This window comes from Noviherbaspirillum sp. ST9 (genome assembly GCF_048799745.1).
GTDB lineage: Bacteria > Pseudomonadota > Gammaproteobacteria > Burkholderiales > Burkholderiaceae_D > Noviherbaspirillum.
This window is the reverse complement of record NZ_JBLWFR010000007.1, coordinates 53,103-79,466: the sequence shown is the minus strand read 5'-3', so window position 1 is coordinate 79,466 and position 26,364 is coordinate 53,103. Positions and strand designations below refer to the sequence as shown.

At 61.4% G+C, this 26,364-nt stretch carries 25 protein-coding genes and 2 tRNA genes; 12 read left to right on the top strand and 15 right to left on the bottom strand.

All coding sequences use genetic code 11. The features are described from left to right. The first annotated feature begins 51 nt into the window (after positions 1–51). On the top strand, positions 52–621 hold the full coding sequence (locus ACNOHI_RS16965; protein ID WP_420475871.1) for an MFS transporter: 570 nt from the start codon (positions 52–54) through the stop codon (positions 619–621). 46 nt (positions 622–667) lie between these two features. Further along, positions 668–2,449 carry a dihydrolipoyl dehydrogenase gene (lpdA, locus tag ACNOHI_RS16960; RefSeq protein ID WP_420475870.1) on the top strand — a complete coding sequence of 594 codons (1,782 nt, stop codon included), beginning with the start codon at positions 668–670 and terminating at the stop codon, positions 2,447–2,449. 67 nt (positions 2,450–2,516) lie between these two features. Here lpdA and ACNOHI_RS16955 read toward each other — a convergent pair whose 3' ends face one another. From ACNOHI_RS16955 to ACNOHI_RS16935, 5 genes are all read right to left on the bottom strand, one after another. Then, positions 2,517–3,500 (bottom strand): response regulator, encoded by a 984-nt coding sequence (locus ACNOHI_RS16955; protein WP_420475869.1) that lies wholly within the window; start codon positions 3,498–3,500, stop codon positions 2,517–2,519. 11 nt (positions 3,501–3,511) lie between these two features. Beyond that, entirely contained in the window at positions 3,512–5,308 is a 1,797-nt protein-coding gene (locus ACNOHI_RS16950; protein ID WP_420475868.1) for a sensor histidine kinase, read from the bottom strand. Between the two features lie 38 nt (positions 5,309–5,346). Continuing rightward, on the bottom strand, positions 5,347–5,958 hold the full coding sequence (locus ACNOHI_RS16945; RefSeq protein WP_420475867.1) for a CBS domain-containing protein: 612 nt from the start codon (positions 5,956–5,958) through the stop codon (positions 5,347–5,349). A gap of 129 nt (positions 5,959–6,087) precedes the next feature. Beyond that, positions 6,088–7,290 (bottom strand): acetylornithine transaminase, encoded by a 1,203-nt coding sequence (locus ACNOHI_RS16940; RefSeq protein ID WP_420475866.1) that lies wholly within the window; start codon positions 7,288–7,290, stop codon positions 6,088–6,090. Positions 7,291–7,482: 192 nt separating this feature from the next. Further along, a complete protein-coding gene (locus tag ACNOHI_RS16935; RefSeq protein ID WP_420475865.1) occupies positions 7,483–8,523 on the bottom strand; it encodes a CDP-6-deoxy-delta-3,4-glucoseen reductase in 1,041 nt (346 codons plus the stop codon). Positions 8,524–8,535: 12 nt separating this feature from the next. Here ACNOHI_RS16935 and ACNOHI_RS16930 point away from each other — a divergent pair, with 12 nt between their 5' ends. The 3 genes from ACNOHI_RS16930 to cueR all read left to right on the top strand — a co-directional run bounded on the left by ACNOHI_RS16930 (position 8,536) and on the right by cueR (position 12,340). Continuing rightward, positions 8,536–9,438 carry an SDR family oxidoreductase gene (locus ACNOHI_RS16930; protein WP_420476167.1) on the top strand — a complete coding sequence of 301 codons (903 nt, stop codon included), beginning with the start codon at positions 8,536–8,538 and terminating at the stop codon, positions 9,436–9,438. Between the two features lie 71 nt (positions 9,439–9,509). After that, entirely contained in the window at positions 9,510–11,918 is a 2,409-nt protein-coding gene (locus tag ACNOHI_RS16925) for a heavy metal translocating P-type ATPase (protein WP_420475864.1), read from the top strand. Between the two features lie 11 nt (positions 11,919–11,929). Further along, a complete protein-coding gene (gene cueR, locus ACNOHI_RS16920) occupies positions 11,930–12,340 on the top strand; it encodes a Cu(I)-responsive transcriptional regulator (RefSeq protein ID WP_420475863.1) in 411 nt (136 codons plus the stop codon). Between the two features lie 36 nt (positions 12,341–12,376). Here the strand turns inward: cueR and ACNOHI_RS16915 are convergent, their stop codons facing one another. From ACNOHI_RS16915 to ACNOHI_RS16880, 8 genes are all read right to left on the bottom strand, one after another. Then, positions 12,377–12,583 carry a heavy-metal-associated domain-containing protein gene (locus tag ACNOHI_RS16915; RefSeq protein WP_420475862.1) on the bottom strand — a complete coding sequence of 69 codons (207 nt, stop codon included), beginning with the start codon at positions 12,581–12,583 and terminating at the stop codon, positions 12,377–12,379. A 107-nt stretch (positions 12,584–12,690) separates the two neighbouring features. Beyond that, a tRNA-Thr gene (locus ACNOHI_RS16910) sits at positions 12,691–12,765 on the bottom strand. 88 nt (positions 12,766–12,853) lie between these two features. Further along, positions 12,854–12,929 (bottom strand) — tRNA-Lys (locus tag ACNOHI_RS16905). Between the two features lie 68 nt (positions 12,930–12,997). Beyond that, a complete protein-coding gene (locus tag ACNOHI_RS16900) occupies positions 12,998–14,713 on the bottom strand; it encodes a GspE/PulE family protein (protein WP_420476166.1) in 1,716 nt (571 codons plus the stop codon). A gap of 101 nt (positions 14,714–14,814) precedes the next feature. Then, positions 14,815–15,642 carry a spermidine synthase gene (locus ACNOHI_RS16895; RefSeq protein ID WP_420476165.1) on the bottom strand — a complete coding sequence of 276 codons (828 nt, stop codon included), beginning with the start codon at positions 15,640–15,642 and terminating at the stop codon, positions 14,815–14,817. Between the two features lie 28 nt (positions 15,643–15,670). Further along, the gene (locus tag ACNOHI_RS16890; protein ID WP_420476164.1) at positions 15,671–16,144 is read right to left on the bottom strand and encodes a DNA-deoxyinosine glycosylase; all 474 of its coding nucleotides are present in this window, start codon (positions 16,142–16,144) and stop codon (positions 15,671–15,673) included. Positions 16,145–16,205: 61 nt separating this feature from the next. Beyond that, the gene (locus ACNOHI_RS16885; protein WP_420475861.1) at positions 16,206–17,042 is read right to left on the bottom strand and encodes a lytic transglycosylase domain-containing protein; all 837 of its coding nucleotides are present in this window, start codon (positions 17,040–17,042) and stop codon (positions 16,206–16,208) included. A 292-nt stretch (positions 17,043–17,334) separates the two neighbouring features. Further along, positions 17,335–18,663, bottom strand: a complete 1,329-nt coding sequence (locus tag ACNOHI_RS16880; RefSeq protein WP_420475860.1) for a hypothetical protein — start codon at positions 18,661–18,663, stop codon at positions 17,335–17,337. A 132-nt stretch (positions 18,664–18,795) separates the two neighbouring features. Between ACNOHI_RS16880 and ACNOHI_RS16875 the strand changes: the two genes are divergently transcribed. The 4 genes from ACNOHI_RS16875 to ACNOHI_RS16860 all read left to right on the top strand — a co-directional run bounded on the left by ACNOHI_RS16875 (position 18,796) and on the right by ACNOHI_RS16860 (position 21,854). After that, entirely contained in the window at positions 18,796–19,545 is a 750-nt protein-coding gene (locus tag ACNOHI_RS16875; protein ID WP_420475859.1) for an SDR family oxidoreductase, read from the top strand. Continuing rightward, complete coding sequence (locus tag ACNOHI_RS16870) at positions 19,545–20,309, top strand: helix-turn-helix domain-containing protein (RefSeq protein ID WP_420475858.1); 765 nt, start codon at positions 19,545–19,547, stop codon at positions 20,307–20,309. The genes ACNOHI_RS16875 and ACNOHI_RS16870 overlap by 1 nt, the downstream gene beginning before the upstream one ends. Positions 20,310–20,371: 62 nt before the next feature. Next, positions 20,372–20,815, top strand: a complete 444-nt coding sequence (locus ACNOHI_RS16865; protein WP_420475857.1) for a DUF962 domain-containing protein — start codon at positions 20,372–20,374, stop codon at positions 20,813–20,815. Positions 20,816–20,822: 7 nt separating this feature from the next. Next, complete coding sequence (locus ACNOHI_RS16860) at positions 20,823–21,854, top strand: 2-dehydropantoate 2-reductase (RefSeq protein WP_420475856.1); 1,032 nt, start codon at positions 20,823–20,825, stop codon at positions 21,852–21,854. Here ACNOHI_RS16860 and ACNOHI_RS16855 read toward each other — a convergent pair. Further along, positions 21,844–22,428: a TetR/AcrR family transcriptional regulator gene (locus ACNOHI_RS16855; RefSeq protein WP_420475855.1), complete on the bottom strand. Its 585-nt coding sequence runs from the start codon at positions 22,426–22,428 to the stop codon at positions 21,844–21,846. The genes ACNOHI_RS16860 and ACNOHI_RS16855 overlap by 11 nt on opposite strands. A gap of 107 nt (positions 22,429–22,535) precedes the next feature. On the opposite strand from ACNOHI_RS16855, the gene ACNOHI_RS16850 reads away from it, so the two are divergent. The 3 genes from ACNOHI_RS16850 to ACNOHI_RS16840 are packed head-to-tail and all read left to right on the top strand — an operon-like array spanning position 22,536 to position 24,359. After that, a complete protein-coding gene (locus tag ACNOHI_RS16850; RefSeq protein WP_420475854.1) occupies positions 22,536–22,970 on the top strand; it encodes a hotdog fold domain-containing protein in 435 nt (144 codons plus the stop codon). Between the two features lie 7 nt (positions 22,971–22,977). After that, on the top strand, positions 22,978–23,427 hold the full coding sequence (locus ACNOHI_RS16845; RefSeq protein ID WP_420475853.1) for an acyl-CoA thioesterase: 450 nt from the start codon (positions 22,978–22,980) through the stop codon (positions 23,425–23,427). Between the two features lie 14 nt (positions 23,428–23,441). After that, entirely contained in the window at positions 23,442–24,359 is a 918-nt protein-coding gene (locus ACNOHI_RS16840) for an alpha/beta fold hydrolase (RefSeq protein ID WP_420475852.1), read from the top strand. A 63-nt stretch (positions 24,360–24,422) separates the two neighbouring features. On the opposite strand, the gene htpG is transcribed toward ACNOHI_RS16840, so the two are convergent. Further along, complete coding sequence (gene htpG, locus ACNOHI_RS16835; RefSeq protein ID WP_420475851.1) at positions 24,423–26,330, bottom strand: molecular chaperone HtpG; 1,908 nt, start codon at positions 26,328–26,330, stop codon at positions 24,423–24,425. Between the last annotated feature and the right edge of the window lie 34 nt (positions 26,331–26,364).

Genomic DNA, 26,364 nt, shown 5'->3' with positions numbered 1-26,364 from the left:
CACTTTTCCCGCTGCGCGCCGCGCCGGCTTCCCCATTCAAGGAGATCAACAATGACCACCTGCGTCGTCGTCAAGAAGGACAACGAAGTCGCCATTGCGTCGGATTCGCTCGTCACCTTCGGCGACACCCGTCTTTCGCATGCGTACGAACTCAATGAAAAGGTTTTTCCTGTCGGTGATTCGTATGTGACGCTTGCCGGCACCGCCGCCCACTTTCCTGTCATGCGCAAGCTGTTGACCGGAATGGGTGAGGAGTGCAGGCTGGGCACGCGCGACGAAGTGTTTGAGACGTTTTCCAAGGTGCACGAAATACTGAAGGAGAAGTATTTCCTGAACACGAAGGAAGATGAAGACGATCCGTACGAGTCATCGCAGATTACGGCGTTGATCGCCAACCCGAATGGCATCTTCGGTGTGTATTCCTATCGCGAAGTATTCAGCTTTGAACGCTTCTGGGGAATCGGCAGCGGCCGCAACTTTGCGCTGGGCGCCATGTATGCCGTGTACGACAGCAAGCTGTCGGCCAGGGAGATTGCGGAGATCGGTGTACGCGCAGGTGAGGAATTCGATAAGAGCACATCGGGACCGTTCCGGATTTTCAGTTTTCCGATGAGAGATTAATAAATTCCCGCCCACTCAAGCGGCGGGAGAGAATGGAGCAAACGCTATGAGCATTGTGGAAGTCAAGGTTCCCGATATCGGCGATTTCAAGGAAGTCGAAGTCATTGAACTGCTGGTCAAGCCGGGCGATACCATCGCCGTCGACCAGTCCCTGGTCACGGTGGAATCCGACAAGGCCAGCATGGAGATTCCGTCGAGCCACGCCGGCGTGGTCAAGGAGCTGAAGGTCAAGATGGGCGACAAGGTTTCCGAAGGCTCGCTGCTGCTCCTCGTGGAAGCAGCCGCCGGCGCAGCTGCAGCGGCGCCCGCTCCGGCACCCGCAGCCGCAGCGCCTGCCCCTGCCCCTGCCCCTGCCGCCGCGGCTCCGGCACCCGCACCGATCGCCAGCAGCTACGGCGGCAAGGTCGATATCGAGTGCGACATGCTCGTCCTGGGCGCAGGCCCCGGCGGCTATTCGGCGGCATTCCGTTCCGCCGACCTCGGCATGAGCACTGTGCTCGTCGAAAAGTATTCGACCCTCGGTGGCGTGTGCCTGAACGTCGGTTGCATCCCGTCAAAGGCCCTGCTGCATGTTGCTGCCGTCATCGACGAAACCGCCACGATGGCCGCACACGGCGTCACCTTCGGCAAGCCGGAAATCGACATCGACAAGCTGCGCGGTTACAAGGAAAAGGTCATCAAGAAGATGACCACCGGTCTGGCCGGCATGGCGAAGTCGCGCAAGGTGAACGTGGTGCAGGGTGTCGGCCAGTTCATCAGCCCGAACCACATGGAAGTCACTGCTGCCGACGGCACCAAGAAAACGGTGCAGTTCAAGCAGGCGATCATCGCCGCCGGCTCCGCCGTCGTGAAGCTGCCTTTCGTACCGGAAGATCCGCGCATCGTTGATTCCACCGGCGCGCTGGAACTGCGCCAGGTGCCGAAGAAGATGCTGGTCATCGGCGGCGGCATCATCGGCCTGGAAATGGCCACCGTCTACTCCACGCTCGGCGCACGCATCGACGTGGTCGAAATGATGGACGGCCTGATGCAGGGTGCCGACCGCGATCTGGTCAAGGTCTGGCAGAAGTTCAACGACAAGCGCTTCGACAAGGTCATGACCAAGACCAAGACGGTCGCGGTCGAGGCATTGAAGGAAGGCATCAAGGTCACTTTTGAAAGTGCCGACCCGTCGGTTGCCGCACCGGAGCCGCAACTCTACGACATGGTGCTGGTCGCTGTCGGCCGCAGCCCGAACGGCAAGAAGATCTCCGCCGACAAGGCTGGTGTTGCCGTCATGGATCGTGGCTTCATCAATGTCGATTCACAGATGCGCACCAACGTTCCGCACATCTTTGCGATCGGCGACGTCGTCGGCCAGCCGATGCTGGCGCACAAGGCGGTGCATGAAGCGCACGTGGCCGCCGAAGCGGCCGCAGGCCAGAAGTCCTTCTTCGACGCGCGCGTGATTCCGTCCGTGGCTTACACCGATCCGGAAGTGGCATGGGTCGGCATGACGGAAGACGAGGCGAAGGCCAAGGGCGTCAAGCTGGAGAAGGGCCTGTTCCCATGGGCAGCCAGCGGTCGTGCGACGGCCAATGGCCGCGATGAAGGCTTCACCAAGCTGCTGTTCGATGCGGAAACACATCGCATCGTCGGCGGCGGCATCGTGGGCACCCACGCGGGCGACATGATCGGCGAGATCGCGCTGGCCATCGAGATGGGCGCGGACGCAGTGGATATCGGCAAGACGATCCACCCGCACCCGACGCTCGGTGAATCGATCGGCATGGCCGCGGAAGCATTCGAAGGTGTGTGCACGGACCTGCCTCCCGCGCGCAAGAAGTAAATTCGTTGCAAAAGAAAATGGGGGCCGCCTGTCACAGGGCGGCCCCCATTTTCTTTGGGCGAGACAATCAGGCGGTGCCGAAGATGCGCCGGAATCCGATTCCGATCCGATGCATGAACGAGCCATCGTTCATTGCCTGCCCGGCCGAGGCGGCGGGCGCGGCGTTGCGCACGGCTTCAAGCTGGATATCCTGCTCGAGCTTTTGCTCCAAACCTTCCGGCGTCTTTTCGACTGCATGGCGCCGAACCGCGCCCGGACTGCGCTTGAGCTCGCGATGCTTGTTCACTGCGGAGCTCAGCATGAGTTTCAGGAAACCGGGCTTGACCGGTTTCGGAATGAAGCGGTAGATCTGTCCCTGGTTGATCAGCTTGATGATGGCATCGACGTCGCTATTCACGGTGAACACCATCGAAACGATCTCCGGATGCTTCTGCTTGAGCAGTTTGACCAGCGGCGTTGTATCCATGCGGCCGACACGCGTTTCGCTCATCAATACGCCGACCGGTTGAGCACTCAGGATCGTCACCGCTTCCGACAGGGTGCTTGCATGCCTGAACTGCGTGTCCGGGCCGACGGCTTGCCTGACGAGTTCGATCATTTCCTTGTCATCATCGATCAGCAGGATGCTTTCGCCGCCGGGCCCCGCGTCTTCAACGGGAGCGGGAAGCGGTTGCGTCTTGGCGATCGTTGCCGCCTCGGCGACGGTCTTCGTCAGTTCTTCATTGGACCACGGCTTGTTGACGAAGCGGAAGACTTCACCTTCATTCACCGACCGCAGGATCGCCTGCAAATCGGAGTAGCCGGTGAGCAGGATGCGCATGGCGCGTGGTGCGATCTTGCAGGCCTCGCGCAGGAACTCCGAACCCATCATCCCGGGCATGCGCTGGTCGCTCACGATCACGTCGAAATCGTGCTTGCGCAGCATCTCCAGCCCGCTCAGTCCGTCAGGCGCGGTCATTACGTCGAAATCCTTGTGCAGCATCCAGTGCAGCGAGCGAAGGATATTGGGCTCGTCATCGACGCACAGCACCAGACCTTTCTTGTCCCTCATCATCGCCTCCTTCAGGCTGCTTCGAGCAGGGTTTCGGGAAACGCTGCCGGCAGGTAGACGGTAAATGTCGTGCCGGTCCCCGCCTGTGTGGTGAATGTGACCGTGCCGCCGTGCTCTTCGACGATGTTCTTTACGATGGGCAGGCCGAGTCCTGTGCCTTCGCCTGGAGGCTTGGTCGTGAAATAGGTGTCGAAGATGTTCGGCTGGACATCGGCGGGAATGCCGCTGCCCGTGTCAATGATGTCAATCCGCACCCGCAGGTCTTCCACGGACGTGCGCACGGTAATCTTTCCGTTGTCCGGAATCGCCTGCGCCGCATTGTTGATCAGGTTGAGGAAGACCTGGTTGAGTTGCGACGGGTTGCATTCGACTTCAGGCACATCGTTGTACTCCTCGACGACCTCGATGCGATGCGGGATCACGCTCTTGGCAATATAGACAACGGTATGCAGCCCCTTGTTGATGTCGAAGTGCGTGACCTTCTCGCGATCGAGGCGCGTGAAGTCGCGCAGGTTCTCCACCAGCTCGCGCATCTGCTCCAGGCCCTGCAGCGTGTCGCCGAGCATTTGCGAGAGCATGAGTACGTCGTCATCGTGCGACTCGATCTGCTGCAGTTGTCCGCGCGAGCGGGAAATGTTCAGCGTCACGCGATCGCCTTCCGTCTTGCGCACGGCGCGGGCAAAAGCGTGCGCAACCTTGAGCGGCAGCTCGAAGCTCTTGAGCCCGTCGATCACCATGCTGATGTTGCTGCGCGAGAATGCCAGGGGCGTATTGAGCTGGTGCGCTACACCGGCGACCATCTGGCCAAGCAGGGCCATTTTTTCAGCCTGGGCCAGCTGCTGGTGGGCGTGCTCGCGGTCCAGTTCCTGCTGGCGGATGGTCTTTTCCGCACGGCGCACAATGGCAAACAGCGATGCGAAGAGGAGCAACAACAGCCCGGCGACGATTGCAATTCCGTTGTTGGACATCTTGTTCACTTCGTCCAGGTTGTACTCGGCGACATTCACCATCTGGTTTTCGTTGTCGCGCGCGGTCGTCGCAATCTTGGCCGAGGTTTGCTTGATCTGGTCGAGGAAGCCCGTCACGTCCGTATAGACTTCAAATACGCCGATGACTTTTTCGCCATCCTGCGCATTCACAGGCAGGTAGCTCGAGATGAGGTCACGGTTTTCCACGACACCCTCGAACGCGCTGAATTTATCCCGGTGCGTGAGCTCGCTGACCGGCTTGCCTTCCATCGCATTCTTCCATCCTGCGTTGCCGCTCTTGTCGTCGCCGACCTGTGCCGCTTCAGAGGAATATGCGGTGATGCCGCGCATGTCGAATACCTTGACCTTGAAGACGGAACTCTTCTTCATGGTGCTGAACACCTTGGCATCCAGCGCCTTGTATTCCGCAAGGGCGCGGATCTTTGCCCCCAGTTCCTGGTAGCAGGCTTTCTTGCTGTCCGGCTGCCTTTTCTTTCCGTCCTCGCCGGTGATGTCGGCAATGGCGCGGCAGTGTTCCACGGGGATCGCCTGCACCTTGGCGACGAACGGCGCGAAGTCCCTCTCCCACAGCATGTTGGCGAACAGGCGCGTCAGGTCCATGTTTGCGCGCTCATGAATGGCGAGCAGGTCGTGACGAGCCGCTTCTTCCTGCTGCCTGGCAAAGCTTGCCTGCACGCGCTTGACGAATTCGCTTTCAGCGGACTGGACTTCCTGGAAAAAGGCCGCTTGCTGGCGCTCGAAAAATACCAGGGCAATCGTCACGACGATGAACATGCCGAGGCTGGCAAAGGTGAAATAGCGAACCAGGCGGAATCGCATGTGTTTACTCCTGATCATGGAACTGTGCGCCAAATGGTTCAGTACTGCGCAGCCATCGCTCGCTCGATGCCTTCAAAGGTGTCGGAAAGGGCGTGGGGTTGCGCATGTACGCCAAGCTGGCGCGCAATCTGCGAAGCGGAAAATATTCCGCGGATAGTGGTTTTGCCCGTGGAGGAATCCTCTTCCACGACAAGCGCGTGCTGGCGGCCGGAATGCTTCAGCGTTTCCACGACATCGCCGACATGCGCGTGCAATACATCGTCGAGGTGCAGCACTTCGATGTGTTCATCGCTCGTCATGACGTCGCTCACGCGGACTTCGCCGAACGGGATGCCGCGGGCATGCATGGCCGCCTGCGGACGCTCGCCGAGGAGGTCGCGCGATGTGATGATGCCGATGACATCCTCGAGCGCGTTGGTCACGAGCAGCGAACGCACGCCGCGCGCGATCATTTTTTGCGTGGCGGTATCCAGGTCGAGGTCGGACGACACCGTTGCCGCGGGAATGAAGCGCAGGTCCGTCATCACCTCGAGCGCCGAGGACGATGCCTTCACCGGGTTCTGGATATAGAAGTGCGGACGTGCGTATCCCGTGTGCGGTGTCAGACGCGAGATGCGCAAGCGTTGGAAGGGTTTGGACTGGTCGACCATCAGCAGCCTCCGGTCAGGGCTAATGGCGGGCTATTCTAGGTTGCCTAGTTGCAAACGTCCTTGATCTGGAAATGGGTTTTCCGGGAAATGCCGGGAGATGCGCCAAATTGACGCATCTCCGGTGAAAGATCAGTGACCGAGTTTGGTCAGGATGTCGGACAGCATGGAAATCATCTGGTCGATTTCATCTGTCGTCAGGTTCAGCGAGGGCATGAAGCGCAGCAGGTCGGGGCGCGGCGAGTTGAGCAGCAGGCCGACCGGTTCCATGTCGCGCGCGGTTTCTACGATCTTCGGGCCGATATCCTTGCCGAGCTTCAGTGCGCGCAGCAGGCCTTCCCCGCGCTCGCCTTCGAGGCCGTGCTTCGCGCTCAGCTTGTTCAGCGCCGCGCTCATGTAGGCGCCCTTGTCCTTCACGGATTGCAGGAAGCCGGGCTTGAGCAGTTCGCTCAGCACGGCGATGCCTACAGCGGTCATTACCGGGTTGCCGTTGTAGGTGCCGCCTTGCTCGCCCGGTTCGAAGCAGGCGATCTCTTCGCGCGCCAGCAGTGCGGAGAGAGGAACGCCGCCGCCGATGCCTTTGCCCAGGGTCATGATGTCGGGCTCGATGCCGGAGAGCTGGTAGGCGAACAGTTCGCCGGTGCGGCCCATGCCGGCCTGCACTTCATCCACGATCAGCAGCAGGTTGCGCTGCTTGGTCAACGCGCGCAGCGCCTGCATGAATTCGCGGGTGGCGGGGATGACGCCGCTCTCGCCTTGTACCGGCTCGAGCATTACGGCGACAGTCTTGTCGGTGATCAGCTTCTCCACGCTGGCGATGTCGTTCAGCTCGGCCTTGTGGAAGCCTGGCACCTGCGGTGCGAACATCGTGTCCCAACCTGCCTTGCCGCTCGCTGACATGGTGGCCAGCGTACGGCCGTGGAAGCCGTGGTTGAAGGTAATGATCTCGTAGCGGTTTTCACCGGCGGCGTTCTTGTTCAGCTTGCCCCACTTGCGCGCCAGCTTGATCGCGCCTTCGTTCGCTTCCGCGCCGCTGTTGGCGAAGAACACGCGGTCGAAGCACGAGTTCTTGGTGAGCATGTTCGCGAGGACGATCGACGGTTCATTGTAGAAGGCCGGCGAGGGGTTGATCAGCTTGCCGACCTGCGCGGTCACCGCATCGACGATGCACTGCGGCGAATGGCCGAGGCAGTTGACCGCCCAGCCCTGCAGGTAGTCGAGGTAGCGCTTGCCATTGTTATCCGTCAGCCACATGCCGCGGCCTTCGGTAAACACAAGCGAAGGCCGGTTGGTGATCTGCATGAGGGCGTTGACGTCGTATTGGCTGAATTCCATTTCGGGGCTCCTGACTGGGGGTTACTGAGAGATCAAAAAAAAAGCCACAGGGCGGGCCTGTGGCTTTGTGAGCATCAAACGCTTACATGCACGGCTTCCCAGGCTGAGGCAGCTGGGTACGGCGTCGCAAGAGTTTGGCTGTTGTGTTCATACCAAAGATGGTAAGGCATTTTTCCGCAATGCGTCAAAGCATTATTTTGTTGCCATATCGACAGCAAGATCCGCTTCCGACGTGAACGCGTCGGCATAGAACTCCGCCTCCGGCAGCTTGCATTGGGCGACGAAATCCCGCTTGGCCGAATCCACCATGATTGGCGCGCCGCAGGCGTACACCTGGTAGCCGGACATGTCGGGCAGGTCTTCCATTACCGCGCGGTGGACGAAGCCGCTGCGGCCGGTCGAGCCATCCTCGGCCTGGGCATCGGAAATCACCGGCACGTACTTGAAGTTGGGTACGGTGCGCGCCCACTCCTCGCACAAAGCGTGCATGTAGAGATCCTTCGGACGGCGGCCGCCCCAGTACAGGATCATTTCGCGGCCGGTCTTCTGGTGGATGGCATGCTCGATGATGGCCTTGATCGGCGCAAAACCGGTGCCCGAGGCGAGCAGCACCATGGGCTTGTCCGAATCCTCGCGCAGGAAGAAGGTGCCGAGCGGACCTTCGAAGCGGAGGATGTCGCGCTCCTTCATGTTGTTGAACACGTGGTCAGTGAACACGCCACCGTGCATGTGGCGGATGTGCAGCGTCAGGTGCTCGTCGAGGTGCGGCGCGTTGGCCATGCTGTAGCTGCGGCGCTTGCCGTCTTTCAGCAGGAATTCGATGTACTGGCCGGCCTTGTACTGCAGGCGCTCGTTGGCCGGCAGCTGCAGCGATAGGACGATCACGTCGTCGGCGACCTTGTCCAGCTTGGCGACGCGGGTCGGCAGCTTCTTGATGGGGAATTCGCCGGCGCCCAGCACTTCACGCGCTTCGATGACGATGTCGGAATGCGGCGTCGCGCAGCAGAACAGCGAGAAACCCTTTTCCTCTTCCGCCACGGGCAGGGCCTTTTCCTGGTGCGCCTTGTGTGTCACATTGCCCTCGACCAGCTTGCCCTTGCAGGTACCGCATGCGCCGTTCTTGCAGCCATACGGCAGTCCTACGCCGGCGCGGATGGCCGCGCTCAATACGGTCTCGCCGTCATCGCAGGTGAACTGGCGTCCGCTTGGCTGAACAGTTACTTGGAAAGTCATACAATCCTGATGATGAAAAATAAAGAAAACCTGACTGCCCCGGGATTCGGCCGGCCGCGATTGCTGGTCCTTGGCTGCGGCGATGTCGGCATGCGCCTGCTGCCCCTTGTCCGCGACCGCTTCCGCGTGTTTGCCGTCACCAGCCAGCCCGAGCGCCGCGAGGAGTTGCGTGCCGCAGGTGCTGTTCCTGTTGTTGCCGACCTCGACAAGCCGCAAAGCCTCGCGCGCCTGGCGCGCCTCGCACAGTGCATCGTGCATCTCGCGCCGCCACAGGCAGAGGGCGTGACAGACCGGCGCTCCCGAAATTTGACCGCCATTTTACCCGAGCGGGCGAACATGGTTTATGTGAGCACAACGGGGGTATACGGTGACTGCCGCGGTGAAATGGTCGACGAGACGCGCGCCGTGAATCCGCAGAATGCGCGGGCGAAACGCCGCGTCGACGCGGAGCAGGTGCTGCGCAAGTGGGCGAAGCGTTCCGGATCGCACCTGGCCATTCTGCGCGTGCCCGGCATTTACGCCGCCGACCGGCTGCCCATCGAGCGGCTGCGGAAGGGGACGCCGGCCCTGCGCGCCGAGGACGACGTGTATACCAACCATATCCACGCCGACGATCTTGCCCGGATCATTGCTGCCGCCCTGTATCGTGGCCAGCCGAACCGTATCTATCACGCTGTGGATGATTCGGACATGCGGATGGGCGACTACTTCGATGCGGTTGCCGAGAAGGCCGGACTCCCGCGTCCGCCACGCTTGCCGAAAGAGCAATTGTCGGCCGCCGTATCGCCGATGATGCTGTCGTTCATGTCGGAATCGCGACGGTTGAGCAACCGTCGCCTGCGTGCCGAACTTGCCGTACGCCTCCAGTTTCCGCGCGTCCAGGACGCCCTGGAACGGATTTATCCCGCACCTTGATCTGCGTGCTTGACCTTCCCATCATGGTAAGGTCAATAATGAAACCATCCTGAACGAACTAGGACTGGATCATGAGCAACGCAACGTCACTATCGACAACCACCATTCCGCCCGCTGGCCGGGAGCTGGACGTGCCCATCGAGGGCATGACCTGCGCGTCCTGTGTCCGCCGCGTCGAGAAGGCGCTGCGCGCCATCCCTGGCGTGAGCGGCGCCGATGTCAATCTCGGTACCGAGCGTGCCCGCGTCACCGTCGATAAGACCGTCGACTTCGGAACCGTCCGGCAGGCCGTCGAGAAAGCCGGCTACCAGGTTGCCCACCAGGAAATCGATCTCGATATTGAAGGAATGACCTGCGCTTCCTGCGTCGGGCGCGTGGAAAAGGCGCTGCGGAAAATTGACGGCGTGCTCGACGCCAGCGTGAACCTTGCTACGGAGAGCGCGCATGTGCGCGTCGCCGCCGGCGTCGCAGCAGATGTATTGGCGCGCGCAATCGAAACGGCGGGATATCACGCCAGGCCGCATGTGGCAGAGCAAGCAGGGCCGCAGGATGCGCGGCGCGACACGGAGTACGCCAAGGTCATCATCGCCGCTCTGTTGTCGCTGCCCCTGATCGTTCCCATGTTGCTGGAGCTGGCCGGCGTGCATTGGATGCTGCCCGGATGGCTGCAGCTTGTGCTGGCAACACCGGTGCAGTTCTGGCTGGGCGGGCGCTTCTATCGCGCGGGCTGGAAAGCGGTCAAGGCGGGGGCGGGCAACATGGACTTGCTGGTCGCGCTCGGGACGAGCGCGGCGTACGGATTGAGCGTGTATCAATTGCTGGCGTACGGGGATGACATGCCGCACCTGTACTTCGAAGCGGCTGCTGTCGTCATCACGCTGGTGTTGCTCGGCAAGTGGCTCGAGGCACGCGCCAAGCGGCAGACCAGCGCGGCGATTCGGGCGCTGCAGGTGTTGCGTCCGGAAGTCGCCCGTGTACGACGCGGGGTGGACGAGATCGAAGTTCCGATTTCACAGGTGAATGTGAGCGACCTCGTGGTCGTGCGGCCGGGTGAGCGCGTGGCGGTCGATGGCCTGGTGGAGGAAGGGCGCAGCCATATCGATGAATCGCTGATCACTGGCGAAAGCCTGCCTGTTGCCAAGCAGCCCGGCGACAAGGTGACCGGCGGATCGATCAATGCCGAGGGCTTGCTCCTCGTGCGCACGACTGCCGTCGGCGGCGAGACGACGCTTTCGCGCATCATCCGTCTCGTTGAAAACGCGCAAGCGGCAAAGGCGCCGATCCAGCATCTGGTCGACAAGGTCAGCGCCGTGTTCGTGCCGGTTGTGCTGCTGATTGCATTGGTCACGTTCGCCGGATGGTGGATGGCCGCCGGCAACCTTGAAACAGCCATCATCAACGCGGTTGCGGTGCTGGTCATCGCTTGTCCCTGCGCGCTTGGCCTCGCAACGCCTGCTGCCATCATGGCGGGCACGGGCGTCGGTGCGACGCATGGCATCCTCATCAAGGATGCAGAGGCGCTCGAACTTGCGCACTCCGTCACCACGGTTGTCTTCGACAAGACAGGCACGCTGACGGAGGGGAGGCCCGTGCTGGCCGAGGCGGTGCCCAACGGCATCGGCAAGGATGAACTGGTCCGGCTCGCCGCTGCAGTCCAACAGGGCAGCGAGCATCCCTTGGCCCGTGCCGTGGTGGAGGCGGCCAAGGCGAAGGGCATTGCCGTTCCGCCTGCATCGCAAGTGACGGCACTGCCGGGACGCGGTGTTTCGGCAGTGATCGAGGGGCGTCCATTGAAGCTGGGCAGTAGCCGCCTGCTGCAGGAATCCGGCATCGAAGCGGGATCGCTTGCGGCGGCTGCGGAGGCATTGCAGCAGAAGGGCAACACCGTGTCTTGGTTGATGACCGATGATGGCAGCCTGCTGGGCCTGCTGGCGTTTGGCGACAGGGTGAAACCGTCCGCGGCGCGCACAGTCTCGAGACTGCATGCACTGGGCGTGAAAACCGTCCTGCTCACGGGCGACAACAAGGGCAGCGCAGCCGCGGTGGGCGATGCACTTGGCATCGACCAGGTGATCGCGGAAGTGCTGCCCGCCGACAAGGCGGAAAAGGTCAACAGCCTGAAGCAGCAAGGGCAGGTCGTGGCGATGGTGGGCGACGGCATCAACGATGCGCCCGCGCTTGCCGCCGCGGATGTGGGAATTGCGATGGCGACCGGCACTGACGTTGCGATGCATGCTGCGGGCGTTACCTTGATGCGGGGCGAGCCGGCACTGGTTCCGGATGCGATCGACATCTCGCGCCGCACGTACAGCAAGATCCGGCAGAACTTGTTCTGGGCATTCATCTACAACCTGGTCGGCATTCCGCTCGCGGCGTTCGGCCTGCTCAATCCGGTGATCGCCGGAGCGGCAATGGCCTTCAGTTCGGTCAGCGTGATTACAAACGCACTATTGCTGCGCCGCTGGAAAGCGGCATCGTAAGAGAGGGAAACATGAATATCGGCGAGGCTTCCAAGGCGTCTGGCGTGACCGCCAAGATGATCCGCTATTACGAGAGCATTGACCTGATCAAGGCCGGCAAACGAACGGATTCGGGATATCGCATTTACGGTGAGAACGATGTGCATACGCTGCGCTTCATCAAGCGGGCGCGCACACTGGGGTTTTCACTGGAGCAGATCAAGGACCTGCTGTCGCTCTGGCAGGACCCGCATCGCGCGAGTGCAGACGTGAAGGCGATTGCACGTTCACACCTGGAAGAGCTGGAGACGCGTATCAGGGAATTGACGGAGATGCGGGATACGTTGAAGCATCTTGAGCATGCATGTTCGGGCGACCACCGGCCCGATTGCCCGATTCTGCACAGCCTGGAAACGATGGGTGAAAAGGCTTCGTGTCATTAAAACGCGAGGGAGCGGAGTTGCTCCCTCGACGCCGATTCAACGCTCGGTGCTGGCAAGGACGTCGTAACCTGCATCCACGACGGCAGCCTTGATGTTCTCGAGGCTTGCGCTCGAATTGACAAGCACCATCTGCGTCGGCAAATCCACTTCGACTTTCGCGCCGGCGTCCACGGCCTGTACCGACTTCGTCACGGCACTGACGCAATGGCCGCAGCTCATTCCTTCAACTTTCAGTTCGTACATGATGTTCTCCGGTTGGGTTAGTGGAACGCATTGTGAAGCTATCCACCGTGGGAAGGTCAAGCACTTGGATCAAACTTCCGAAAAGGTATTCCGGGGGAGGGGAGCGATGGTGCCCATGGGCAGGATTGAACTGCCGACCTCTCCCTTACCAAGGGAGTGCTCTGCCACTGAGCTACATGGGCACGATCCGGGGCCATTGCAAAATGACACCCTGAAAGGCGGGGCAACAAAAAGCCCGGTCAGGAGACCGGGCTAGATGTTTGAAACTGTTGGTAGGCCGTGTAGGGATCGAACCTACGACCAACGGATTAAGAGTCCGCTGCTCTACCAGCTGAGCTAACGACCCAACGAAGACAAAAATTATAGCAGTACTTTCCGGAAGGAGTCAAATTGCCGGGCGCAAAAATGTCGCGATCAGGTCAACGCGGAAGTGACCTTCAATACTTCATCCACCGTCGTCGCACCTTCGGCCACCTTCAGCGCGCCGGCAACGCGTAGCGGCTTCATGCCATCCTTGATGCTCTGGTTCCGCAACGCGTGGATATCAGTCTCTTCCTTGATCAGGCGCGAGAAAGGCTGGGTGATCGTGAGCAATTCGTACAGGCCGGTACGGCCGCGGTAACCGGTCTGGCGGCACTCGGGGCAGCCTACCGGACGATAGACCGACGCCGGCTTCGGGATTTTCCAGCCTTCGACCAGGCCGTCCCAGACATCGTCCGAGATTTCGCCTTCCACCTTCTTGCAGTCGGGGCAGAGCGTGCGCACCAGGCGCTGCGCCATGATGCCGATCAGCGTGGCTTCCAGCAGGTAGTAGGGCACGCCGAGTTCCAGCAGGCGCATCACTGCCGATGGCGCGTCGTTGGTGTGCAGTGTCGAGAGGACGAGGTGGCCGGTGAGGGCGGCCTGGATCGCCATCTCGGCGGTTTCGAGGTCACGGATTTCGCCGACCATGATGATGTCCGGGTCCTGGCGCATCAGGGCGCGCACGCCGTCGGCGAAGGACAGGTCGATGCCGTGCTGCACCTGCATCTGGTTGAACGAACCCTCCACCATTTCGATCGGGTCTTCCACCGTGCAGACATTGACCTCGGCGGTGGCGAGCGCCTTGAGGGTCGTGTACAGCGTCGTCGTCTTGCCGGAACCGGTGGGGCCGGTGACGAGGATGATGCCGTTCGGGCGGGAGGTCAGGCTGTCCCAGCGTTTGGCGTCATCGGGCGGGAAGCCGAGTTCGGGCAGTGTCTTCACCACGACGTCGGGATCGAAGATACGCATCACGAGCTTTTCACCGAAGGCGGTGGGCAGCGTTGACAGGCGTAGTTCGATTTCCTGGCCGCCGGCCGTGCGCGTCTTGATGCGACCGTCCTGTGGGCGGCGCTTCTCGACCACGTCCATGCGTCCGAGCAGCTTGATGCGCGCCGTCATCGCAATCATCACGGTCGCGGGTACCTGGTAGACCTGGTGCAGGATGCCGTCAATGCGGAAACGGATGGCGCCAAGGTCGCGCTTGGGCTCGAGGTGGATGTCGGAGGCGCGCTGTTCGAACGCGTACTGCCACAGCCAGTCGACAATATTGACGATGTGCTGGTCGTTGGCGTCGAGCGATTTGTTGGCTTTGCCCAGTTCGACCAGCTGCTCGAAGTTGTTGCGCAGCGCGGTGTCGTGCTGGCCGTGCTTGCTGGCGCCCTTGATCGACTTGGCGAGCGTGAAGAACTGCGCCGTGTACTGCGCGATGTCGAGCGGATTGGAGACAACGATCTTGACGTTGCGTCGCGTGATCTTGGAGATCTCGGCTTCCCATTCGATGGCGAAGGGTTCTGCGGTTGCGATCACGACATCGGTCTGCGTCAGCTCCACCGGCAGGATGTTAAAGCGTGCGGCATAGGTGGCCGACATGACGTCCGCCACGCGGGTAAAGTCGATCTTCAGCGGGTCGATGCGGAAGAAGGGGACTCTTGCCTTGCCCGCAAGCCATTCCGAGAGTACGTCGAGCGTCAGTAATTTGTGCGGTGGCGTGCACGACGTCAGCTTGATCTGCGCGACCGCTGTGAGCGGATGCATGTTGGCCGATGCGTTGCGGAGCAGGGCTTGCGCCTCGTTGTAGCGCGCCTTGGCTTCCGCCTTCGTGATCATGCCGTCGGCCAGCAGCCAGCTGAAGACCTGGTGGAGATCGAGTGCCTTGTGCGCGGGTTTATGCGCGGCGACCTGGGCGGCGGAATGTTCGGCGCGTGCGTTCAAGATGTCTTGCTCCTCCGGGGTTTGTCCTTATCCATCCAGGCCTTGATACCGTTGACCCAGGACTTGGCAGGCAGCTTGGTCGCGGTGGCGATCTCGTCCGCGCGTTCGTACAGCGCCTCGTAATCGAGCTCGGGCCGCTTGTTGAAACCGAGCGCCACGACATTGCCTTCGTGGCAGGGCGGCAGGCAGATCACTTCGGCGAACGCGTGCTTCATCGCCTTGAAGTTCTTCGGGTAGCTGGGATGGTCGCCGAACAGGTTGACGCTGACCACGCCGTCCGGCGTCACGCAAGCGGCGCAGGCTTCGTAGAACTCGGGCGTGTCGAGCACCGGGCCCTGGACCAAGGCATCGTACAGATCGATCTGCAGCGCGTCGAACTTGCCATGGTTATTGGGATCGGTGACGAAATCCATCGCGTCCATTTCCAGCACGGAGAGCCGGTCGTCGTCCGGCGGCAGGCGGAACATCGAGCGGCAGACGGAAATCACTTGCGGATTGAGGTCGACTGCCGTCACCTGCGCTTGCGGAAACTGGCGGTAGCAGAATTTGGTCAGCGCTGCCGAACCTAAACCAAGCTGGACAAGGTGCTGCGGATCTTTGTCGAACAGCATCCACGCCATCATGTGCTGCGCATACGTGAGTTCGATCCAGTCGGGCTTGCGAATGCGCATCGCCCCCTGAATCCATTCATTGCCGAAATGGAGGAAGACGACGCCCGCTTCCTCGGACAGGGTGATGGGCGCGAACTTGGGCTTGCGCGGTTTCTTGCCCGGGCCGGCCTTGGTGTTGCCCTGGGCTTCCATGGAATTGCGTTTGATAAGCATGGTGGACATAAAAACTGTTTCTTCCATTCTACAGAATGATGTTCTTCCATTGCGCCAGTTTTTCCTCAAAGGAGAGCTGGGCGTTGGCCGGCGACGATGACGGAAGGACAAGCGTGCGGAAACCCGCGGCGGCGAAGACGGCTTCGAAGCGGCCGGAGGTCTTGCCGTTGAAGCAAACCTTGGCCAGGTGCGGACATTGCTGTTTCAGCATGTCGAATTCGTTCGCCTGCGCCGCGCGGATCGCGGTGTCCAGGCTGCCTTGCCGCGCACATGCCGCGATCACGTCCCACAGTCCGATACCGTGGGCGAGCAGCCGCTGCAGGCGTTGTTCATAGGGCAAGCCGGCGAGTGCATCGCCGAGAACGGCAGACAACAGGCGCCAGAACTGGTTGCGCGGATGGGCGTAGTACTGCTGGGCGGCCAGCGAAGCCTCTCCGGGAAAGCTGCCGAGGATGAGGATGCGCGTTGCATCATTGATCACCGGCGGAAAGCCGGACAGCAACGGGGAGGGAGCGGCTGCGGACATGCATTATTGTAGACGCCTGTTCGCAGCCCTGTTGCGGTCATGCCGGAAGCGGCTCTCCGTTGGATATGGATTGCGCGAAATGCAGCACTTTCGGAATGTAGGTCTGGTCGCCGGTCCCGGCAGGAGTGGCATCGGGATTGTTGACATCGACACCGTTCTCGCCCGAGTTGTAACCGCGGAGTGCCAGTTCCCAGGTGCCGAACTTGTCCTTCAGTTCGGCCAGGAAGTATGCGGCAGCCTGGATGTTGGTCTCCGGATCCGAGAGGTTCTTCCCTTGGAGATCGGGATATTTTGCCTGCAACTCGGCAAACTTGTTCGGATTGACCTGCATGAGGCCGGTGTCGTTCAGGCCGTTGCCGCCGTTGACGGAGCCGGCATCGATCTTGCCTCGCGACTCCTGCCAGAGCATGCCGCCAAGGATGTCGGCGGGCACGCCGGCTTTTTCCGCAGCGGCTTCGATCAGCGGCATGAACTCGTCGATCTTCTTGCTGGTCGGCCCGCCTTCGCCCGAGGCGCCGGCGGCACCTGGATCTGCCGCACCGGGTGCGCCAGGCGCTTGGCCGGGAGCGCCGCCGCTTTCGGCTCCTCCCGGCGCCTTGCCTTCCATGGCGTCCAGCGTCAGCTTGATCTGTTTCGCTTCGGCTTCCGCATGCGCCTTCAGCGCCGGGTCCTTGGCTTCGGTCGCGCGCTTCATTGCCTCTTCGTATTTGCTCTTCCAGACTTGGGCCACCGGGTCTTTGGCCTCGCCGGACTTGGCGTCCTTCGGCTTGGCATTCCCTTCCCCGGGCTTCTCGCCGGTACCTGGAGCCCGGCCGAAGGCGCCTTTCAGCGAATTGGCGAGCGCGTCCGGTTTTTCGGGCAACTTGTCTTTCAACGGAGGCTGGCCCGGGGGAGCCGGCCTGGCTGCCGGAGATGAGCCCGCAGTGGGTGCAGGTCGTGATGGCGGTTTCGGGCTGATTCGAGTAACCATTATTCTGTCCCTTCCTCAAACAAGGCTGTGGAGTGGCGTTGAGGAGCCCGTTGGAATAATGTCGTTGCTTTTTGCGGGGCCCTGATCTCAGATAGGAGAAGCGGCGGGCATTTTCAATGGCGACGATGAAAGTTTGCGGCGGTTGGCGCGTTCTTCGGGCATCAGTCGCGGTTGCCGTTGATCTGCGCTGCCCGATTCAAGTCCGCCAGATGCAAGTCTCGCCGGGGCACGCCCACCACGTGCAGTTCCGCCTGGGGCAAGTGCGGCGGGCGCCGGTTCGCCCGGTGCCTGCGTGCTGGACATCGCTCCGGCCGTCGTGCTGCCGGGAGTAGGGTTGCCAGCTGGCAGGCTGCCAGACGACCCAGTACGCGCCGACCGGTAGCCCGGTGGCGCTTCCTCCTGGCGCGGAGTTGCCCTGTGCAGTGCGCTCCGGCAACGGGGGGCCAGGATTCGCATTGCCAGGACCATAGATATCCAGTCCTTCTTCAAACGGTTCGCCATCATGTCCGTGCAGGCAAGACGCACGTTCGCGGGCCGCACCGTCATCCTGTCGCTTCCTTTCGCCTCGTTTATCGGGCGCGTTGCCTCCGGCAGACTTGGCGAGGGAATCGATGGTCCGCCTGACCTGCGATGCTTCTTCTTCCGCGTGCGCCTTTTCCGCCGGCGTCTTCGCTTCTTTCGCCCGACACAGCGCTCTTTCATAGAGGCCGTTCAATGCCCGCATGAATGGGTCCCTGGTTTCTTCCTGTTTCGGCGCGTGATTGCCTGGACTGGCCGGTTTGGTGCATGCGGCCGGCAGGAAATCGTTTGATGCAGGCGCAGGAATGCCGGCTGGGCGGTCGCCGGACGCGTGCGGCCGTCCATTTGCCGGTTTGTCGGCCGTTGCAGCCTTGGGCGTGTCTTTCGCCGCATGTTTGGGTCCGCAGGATGGCGCACTCCTGGGTACATCCTTCGCCACGTCCTTCGGTCTGCCAGAAGGCGTTTCCTTGCGCGCGTCCTTCGGCAGGCTGGAAGGAATATCCCCGGGTTTGTCCTGCGAGGCATTCTTTGGATTGCCGGCCGGGGTGCATGAAGGCGTATCCTTCAGCCTGCCGGGTGGGGCACCCGCAGGTACATTCTTCAACTGACCGGCAGGAGTGCCCTGGAACGGGGCCTTCGACGCTTCCTTTGGAATGCCTGCAGGAGTATCCCGTAACAGAGCTTTCGGCGCACTTGCCGGTGTGCCGAAAGGCGCACCCTTGGGATGCTCTCTCGGTGCATCCTTCGCACGGTCGAAGGTAGTCCACTTTGGAGCGGCCTTCGGAACATCCTTCGATACGCCGGCCTTTGGATCGGGCACGCGCTTCGCGCATTTTCCAGGCAGTGATCCAACTTCATGTTTCAGCGATTGCGCGAGTGCGTGGGGCGTCCGCTCAATCTGGTCCTTGATCGCCGGCCTGGGCTTCGGGATCGGCGTGCTGGAAGCCGGGTTGCTTTTCGCGGCGTGGGCATCGGCGGCTGGGTTGGAACTGACTGCAGAAACCATGATCCCGACTTTCTGCGATGCGCAGCGATGACCTTGCCGCGAAGTTGATAAGATGGTTGTGTGAAGAGCACTTAGACAAGCTTTCAATATTTATCAAGGGTTATCAGCGAGAATTTGGCGAGGGAGGGACGGATGCAACGAAAGGTCATGGTGATTACGGGGGGCAGTCGAGGCATCGGTGCGGCTACCGCGCGGATTGGCGCGCAGCGAGGCTATGCTGTCGCAGTGAATTACGTGCACAACCGTGCCGCGGCCGACGAGATCGTGTCGGCCATCCGTGCGGCGGGGGGCGAAGCGCTCGCGGTGCAGGCTGACGTGGCTGTGGAGGCTGACGTGGTACGCATGTTCGAGGAAGTGGATCGCGGGCTCGGAACACTGCAGGCACTCGTCAACAATGCCGGCATCCTGGAGCGGCAGGCCCGCGTCGACGAGATGGATAGCGCCAGGCTGGCGCGGATCTTCGCCACGAATGTGACCGGCAGCTTCATGTGTGCGCGCGAAGCCGTCAAGCGCATGTCGACCCGGCGTGGCGGCTCCGGGGGCGCGATCGTCAATCTGTCTTCGATCGCCGCCCGGCTGGGTGCGCCGAACGAATACGTGGACTACGCCGCGTCCAAGGGCGCGATCGATTCGCTGACCATCGGGCTGGCGAAGGAGCTGGCGGAGGAAGGAATCCGTGTCAACGGCGTGCGCCCGGGCGTCATCTACACGGACATCCATGCCAGCGGCGGCGAGCCGGGACGCGTCGAACGTGTCAAGGACGCCGTCCCGATGAAGCGCGGTGGCGATCCGGAGGAAGTGGCGCAGGCGATTCTTTGGCTGCTGTCAGACGAGGCGTCTTATGTAACGGGCACGTTCGTCGACGTCACGGGCGGGCGTTGATGGCGGAGCCGGCGAGCCTGTTCCTGTGGCATGGCCGTGCCCTGATCGTCGGACCGGGCATCGATTCGACGCCGCACGCGCATTTCGCGGCGCAGATCACCCTGGGCCTCGATCGGCCCTTTCGGGTGCGTCTCGGTGCCGATGCACCTTGGGTGGAAACACAGGCTGCGGTCTTCGCGCCGAACCAGCAGCACCAGCTTGACTGCGGCGGCAGCATGCTTGCCCATCTTTTCGTCGAACTGCCGCAGCGGCAACATGCTGTCGCGACCGAGGTCAACGCCGCCTACAACACATTGCCCGATTTTCAGCCAGTCAACGCGGCAATCGAGGCAGCGCGAAACGGAATGCTCGATCTCGACACCGCAGAGAATGCGGCACAGCAATGGTTATGCTGCGCGCTGCCGTCTGCGCTTTCTCACTACGGCTCCGACGCGCGCATTTCCCGTGCACTGGAATGGATTGCCGCCAATCCCGGCGTAACGCCCAGCGGCGAATTGCTCGCCGCGCAGGTCCACTTGTCTGAAAGCCGATTCACTCATCTGTTCCGGCAGCAGACCGGCTTGTCGCTGTCGCGTTACTTGCTCTGGCTGCGGCTGTTCGAGGGTGTGGCGGCCGTTGCGCGCGGGGATAACATGACGGCCGCCGCGCACCGCGCCGGTTTTTCCGACCTGGCCCATATGAGCCGCACCTTCCGCAGCACCTTCGGCGTCGTGCCGTCCGAGCTGCACAAGATGACGATTGCGTTCAAGCAGAAAGCGGGTTGACGATCTAATATGAATTCACAGAGCGGACATTTGCAGCCGCCGATTCATCACAGGAGACCGTCATGCAAGGTGTTGCACAGCGACAAATCGAAGCATTGCTCGCGAAATATTCCGAGAGTCATCTGAACCCGACGAACGAAATCATTCACTTCGTCTGCATTCCACTGATTGTTTTCTCCTTCCTTGGCATGCTGTGGGCCGTGCATCCGATGGCCGCGCTCGCTGTGACCGTCGCCAGCCTCATTTATTACATCCGCCTGTCCGTGCCGTTCGCCTTCGGCATGCTGCTCATGTCCGGCGTGATGCTGTGGATCCTGTCCATCCTGCCGCAAGCGTGGATGCTGGAGATCTCGCTCGGCGTTTTCGTCGTTGCCTGGATTGGCCAGTTCATCGGCCACAAGATCGAGGGCAAGAAACCGTCCTTTTTTGAAGACCTGCGCTTCCTGCTGATCGGACCCTTGTTCGTCCTCAGCTTCCTGTATCGCCGATTCCGCATTGCCTACTGACCGGCGCATGAAGATCGTCGTCTTCGGCGCCGGTTCCATCGGCGTCTACGTGGGGTGCTCGCTGCTTGCGGCGGGCGCCGACGTCCTGTTGATCGGCCGCGCCCGGATGGGCGAACGGATTGCGCGGCAGGGTGTCGTCCTGACCGACCTGCAGGGCAAGCGTATCGTCTTCGACGGCCCACGGATTCCGTGGTCGGAAGATCCTGGCCGGCTTGCCGAGGCCGACCTCATCCTCGTTACCGTCAAGAGTGCCGATACCGCTGCCGCCGCCGATGCCATCCATGCGTATGCCAAGCCGTCCGCACTCGTCCTGAGCCTGCAGAACGGCGTAGGCAATGTGGCGACGCTGCGTAACAGGCTCAAGGACATGCGCATCGTGGGCGGCATGGTGCCGTTCAACGTTGTGCAAATGGCGGATGGCCGCTTTCATCGCGGCACGGAAGGGGAGTTGATGGTGGAAGCGGCGCCGGGCATCGTGCATTGGCTCGGACCCTTTGAAGCCGCGCGCCTGCCGCTGGTCGAGCGCACGGATTTCGCCAGCGTGCTGTGGGGCAAGCTGCTGCTCAACCTGAACAATTCCGTCAATGCCCTGTCAGGCCTGCCATTGAAGGCGGAGTTGTCGCAGCGTGCCTACCGCCGCTGCCTCGCGCTCCTGATTGAAGAAGCGCTCGACGCGCTGCGCGCGGCAGGCATTGTCCCGGCGAAGGTGGCGCGGGTTGCGCCCGCCATGCTGCCGCGCATCCTGCGCCTGCCTGACTGGCTCTTCAAGCGACTGGCGGGAGCCATGCTGCGGATCGATCCCGAAGCGCGCTCCTCGATGTGGGAAGACCTGCAGGCAGGACGCCGGACCGAAGTCGATTACCTGAACGGCGCGGTAGTCGCGCTGGCGCACGCGTCCGGGCGTGGTGCGCCGGCGAACGAACGGGTGGTTGAACTCATCCGCCGCGCGGAAGCCGGCAAAGGCAAGGACATGGACGGTGCCGTCCTTTACCACTTGCTGAGCACACCGGCACTTGAAAAAGCGCTGGCTAAGGCTTGACCGAACTCCAGGCCGCTTCGGCGAACACGTCGCGGTATGCCTTGATATCCGTCTTCGCTCGTCCTGACAGCCACAGCCGGGCATAGTCGTGCGCCGGTCCGGTGATCAAGGAGGCATACAGCTCCTGCGGCACCTGCTTCAGTTCGCCACGTGCAACAAAGGGCTGGAACCAGGCAAGGATTTCTGTGTACTGCTTGCGCGTCCGTTCCTTCAGTTCAGCAGCCTTTTCCGTCTTGGCCAGCACGCTGCGGTTGTACAGGATGAAGCGCGCCTTGTCCGGATTGGCCGATACCCAGTCAATGTAGGCGTAAGTAATTGCTTTGACGCCGTCCTCTGCGGTACGCGCCTTCTGCAGCAGCGACTGCTGGTATTCATGGTGTTCTGCCAGCGCTTCGACATAGAGCGAGGCGGCGATCGCCTCCTTGTTGCCGAAGTGGTGGTACATGCTCCCGACACTTGCCTGCGAACGCTCGCGGATCATGTCGATGGTCGTCGCCTCCACGCCGTTTTCGGTGAAGCAGGCGAGGGCGGCGTCGAGGATTTCCTGTTTTCTGTTTTTCCTGGTCGTGGTCATGGCATCCAGTCGTTTGACTAGAATTTTATTCTAGAATAGTATTCTAGTGCGGTCTGCACTACCTGTGCACCTTAACAACAATCCACGATCAAGCAAAGGAGAAGACAATGAACCAGACCCTCGGCATGTACAAGCAGATGGGCAACGAGGCATTCAGCAAGGCTGTCACCAACTTCGCGCCGTACTTCGCAACGATCGACCCGACCTTCACCGAGCTTCGCCCAGGCTATGCCGAAGTGAAGTTCGCCAACCGACGCGAAGTGCACAACCATCTGGGTACGGTTCACGCGATCGCCCTGTGCAACGCCGCCGAACTCGCCGCCGGCACGATGACCACCGTTTCCATCCCTGACGGCCGCCAGTGGATCCCGGTCGGGATGACCGTGCAATACCTCGCCAAGGCGCGGACCGACATGCGCGTCGTCGCCGACGGCGCTTCCGTCGACTGGGAGCAGACCGGCGACGTGCAAGTGCCGGTCGATGCGTTCGATGCGGAAGGCAGGAAAGTCTTCACCGCCAAGATCACGATGAACCTGAAGTGAGCCGGCCATGAACCTTGTCCTGCGCATGATGTATGTGCTCGTTCTGTCGCTGTTCCGCGAACGGCTGCCGGCGACGGCGCTGCAGAGTACGCTGACCCTGCGCACCCTGCCCAATGACCTCGACGTCAACCTGCACATGAACAACGGCCGCTACCTCACGATCTGTGACCTGAACCGTGTCGATCTCTTCATTCGCACCGGCCTGCTGAAAGTCATGCTGAAGAAAAAGTGGATGCCGATGATTGCGGACCACACGATGACATACAAGAAGCCGTTGAAGGTGCTCGAGCGTTTCCGGGTGTCCCTGGCAGTCACCCATTGGGACGAGAAGTTTTTCTATATGACACATACCTTTACCTCGGGCGATCGCGTTGTCGCCGAGGGCACCTCGAAGGCCGTGATCCGGTCCCGCGAAGGTGTGGTGAATCCGGCCGAAGTGATCCGCGCGGTCGATTAGTAAAGGAGACGAAGATGGAAACGATCACCATTCGTGCCGATGACGGCTTCGAGCTCGCAGGGCGCCGTTTCACACCTGCGGGAAAAGCACGCGGCGTCGTCGTGCTGTCCAATGCCATGGGGGTGAAACAGGACTTTTACATCCCGTTCGCGCAATTCCTCGCAGAGCAGGGGTATGCCGCCTTGACCTTCGACTACCGCGGGTCCGGCGCCTCGACTCCGGCGCGCTTCAAACGCTCACTGCGCGGTTTCGAGGCCGACCTGTTCATCTGGGCGGGGCGGGACTATAACGCCGCGTTGCGGGCGGCGAAGACCTGGCAGCCGGATGTACCTCTGCTGGTGGTCGGACACTCGCTTGGCGGGCAGCTGCCGGGCTTGCTGCCAGACCGCCAGCTGATCGACGGCCTCGTCACCGTGGCTTCCGGCAGCGGCTACTGGAAGCGCAACGCGCCGCAAGTACGGCGCTTCGTCTGGTTCATGTGGTACTTCGCTGTGCCGCTCTACTCGCGCCTGTTCGGCTACTTCCCAGGTAAGAAGGTGAAGAAAGTCGGCGACCTGCCCAGGGGCGTCGCCACCCAATGGGCGCAGTGGTGCAAGAGTCCGCATTATGTCGTCGATCGCAAGGGCAATCCGATCCGCGCCGGCTACGACGAGATCCGGGCGCCCATCCTGGCGCTAAGTTTTACCGACGACGAAATGATGAGCCGCTGGAGCATCGACAGCATGCACGACAAGTACCGCAATGCACCGGTCGATCGCCGCTACATTTCGCCTCAGGATGTGCAGGCCAGGCGGGTCGGCCACTTCGGCTTCTTCCGGCCGGAGTTCAGGGAAACGCTGTGGCAGCAGGCGCTGGAGTGGATGGAGCAGCGCGCCCAGGCCAGGGCGATCCCCGTGACGTCGGGCATGCTTCGCGCGGGTGGCAGGGTGTGAAGCATTGACGGGAAAATGAAAAACGGGCTGCGATTGCAGCCCGTTTTTTCGTTGCATGCGGCGTTACTTTACCGCCAGCAGCATCTCGTTCAAACGCTTCACAAATCCTGCCGGGTCGGCGAGCGTGCCGCCTTCCGCTAGCGTGGCCTGGTCATACAGGATGTGGGACCAGTCGTCGAACTTCGCCTCTTCATACTTCAGGCGCTGCACGAGCGGATGGTTCGGGTTGATCTCGAGGATGGGCTTGCTCTCCGGTGCGTTCTGGCCGGCGGCCTTGAGCATGCGAATCAGGTTGCCGGACAGTTCATGCTCGTCCGCCACCAGGCAGGCCGGCGAGTCGGTCAGGCGGAAGGTGACGCGCACTTCCTTGGCCTTGTCGGCCAGCGCGGTCTTCATCTTCTCGACCAGGTCCTTGTACTCGCTCTCGGTCTTTTCGTGCTCCTTCTTCTCGGCCTCGTCTTCCAGCTTGCCGAGGTCGAGGTCACCCTTGGCTACCGAGACCAGTTCCTTGCTTTCCACTTCGTGCAGGAAGGACAGCATCCATTCGTCGACGCGGTCGGTCAGCAGCAGGACTTCGACGCCTTTCTTGCGGAAGATTTCGAGGTGCGGGCTGTTCTTCGCGGCGGCGTAGTTGTCGGCCGTGACGTAGTAGATCTTGTCCTGGCCTTCCTTCATGCGACCGATGTAGTCGTCGAAGGAAACGTTCTGCGCATCGTTGTCATTGTGCGTGGAGGCGAAGCGCAGCAGCTTGGCGATGCGTTCCTTGTTGGCGTGGTCCTCGCCGATGCCTTCCTTGAGCACCTGGCCGAATTCCTTCCAGAAGGTGGCGTACTTGTCCTTCTGTTCCTGCTCCTCGCTGTTGGCCAGTTCTTCCAGCAGGCCCAGCACGCGCTTGGTCGAACCTTCGCGGATGACCTTCACGTCGCGCGATTCCTGCAGGATTTCACGGGACACGTTCAGCGGCAGGTCGGCCGAGTCGATTACGCCCTTGACGAAGCGCAGGTAGACCGGCATGAGCTGCTCGGCGTCGTCCATGATGAAGACGCGCTTGACGTAAAGCTTGATGCCGCCGCGCTTGTTGCGGTCCCACAGGTCGAACGGGGCACGCTTCGGCACATACAGCAGCTGGGTGTATTCGCTGCGGCCTTCAACGCGGTTGTGGGTGAATGCGAGCGGGCCTTCGAAATCGTGCGAGACGTGCTTGTAGAACTCCTCGTACTGCTCGGAGGTGATGTCGTTCTTGCTGCGGGTCCAGAGCGCGCTGGCCTGGTTCACCGTCTCGAACTCGTCCTTGACGACGGTTTCCTTTTTCTCGTCGTCCCATTCTTCCTTCTTCATCAGGATGGGCAGCGAGATGTGGTCGGAATACTTGCGGATGATGGACTTCAGCTTCCACACGGAGAGCAGCTCGTCCTCGCCTTCGCGCAGGTGCAGCGTGATGTCGGTGCCGCGCGCCGGCTTGTCGATCGGCTCGACGGTGAAGTCGCCTTCGCCGCCCGATTCCCAGCGCACGCCTTGCTCAGCCGTCAGACCCGCGCGGCGGGTCTCGACGGTGATCTTGTCGGCGACGATGAAGCCAGAGTAAAAGCCCACGCCGAACTGGCCGATCAGCGCCGCGTCCTTCTGCTGGTCGCCCGACAGGCGGGAGAAGAATTCCTTGGTGCCCGACTTGGCGATGGTGCCGAGGTGCTCAATGGCTTCCTCGCGGCTCATGCCGATGCCGTTGTCGGAAATGGTGACGGTGCGGGCCGCCTTGTCGAAGGTCACCTTGATCTTTAGTTCAGGGTCGTTCTCGAACAGCGCGGCGTTGTTGATCGCCTCGAAGCGTAGCTTGTCGGCCGCGTCGGACGCGTTGGAGATCAGTTCGCGCAGGAAGATTTCCTTGTTGGAGTACAAGGAGTGAATCATCAATTGCAGGAGCTGTTTGACTTCTGCCTGAAAACCCAGGGTTTGCTTTTCGGCTACGACCATTTTTACCTCTAGAGTCTGTTGAAAGGTTGCGATT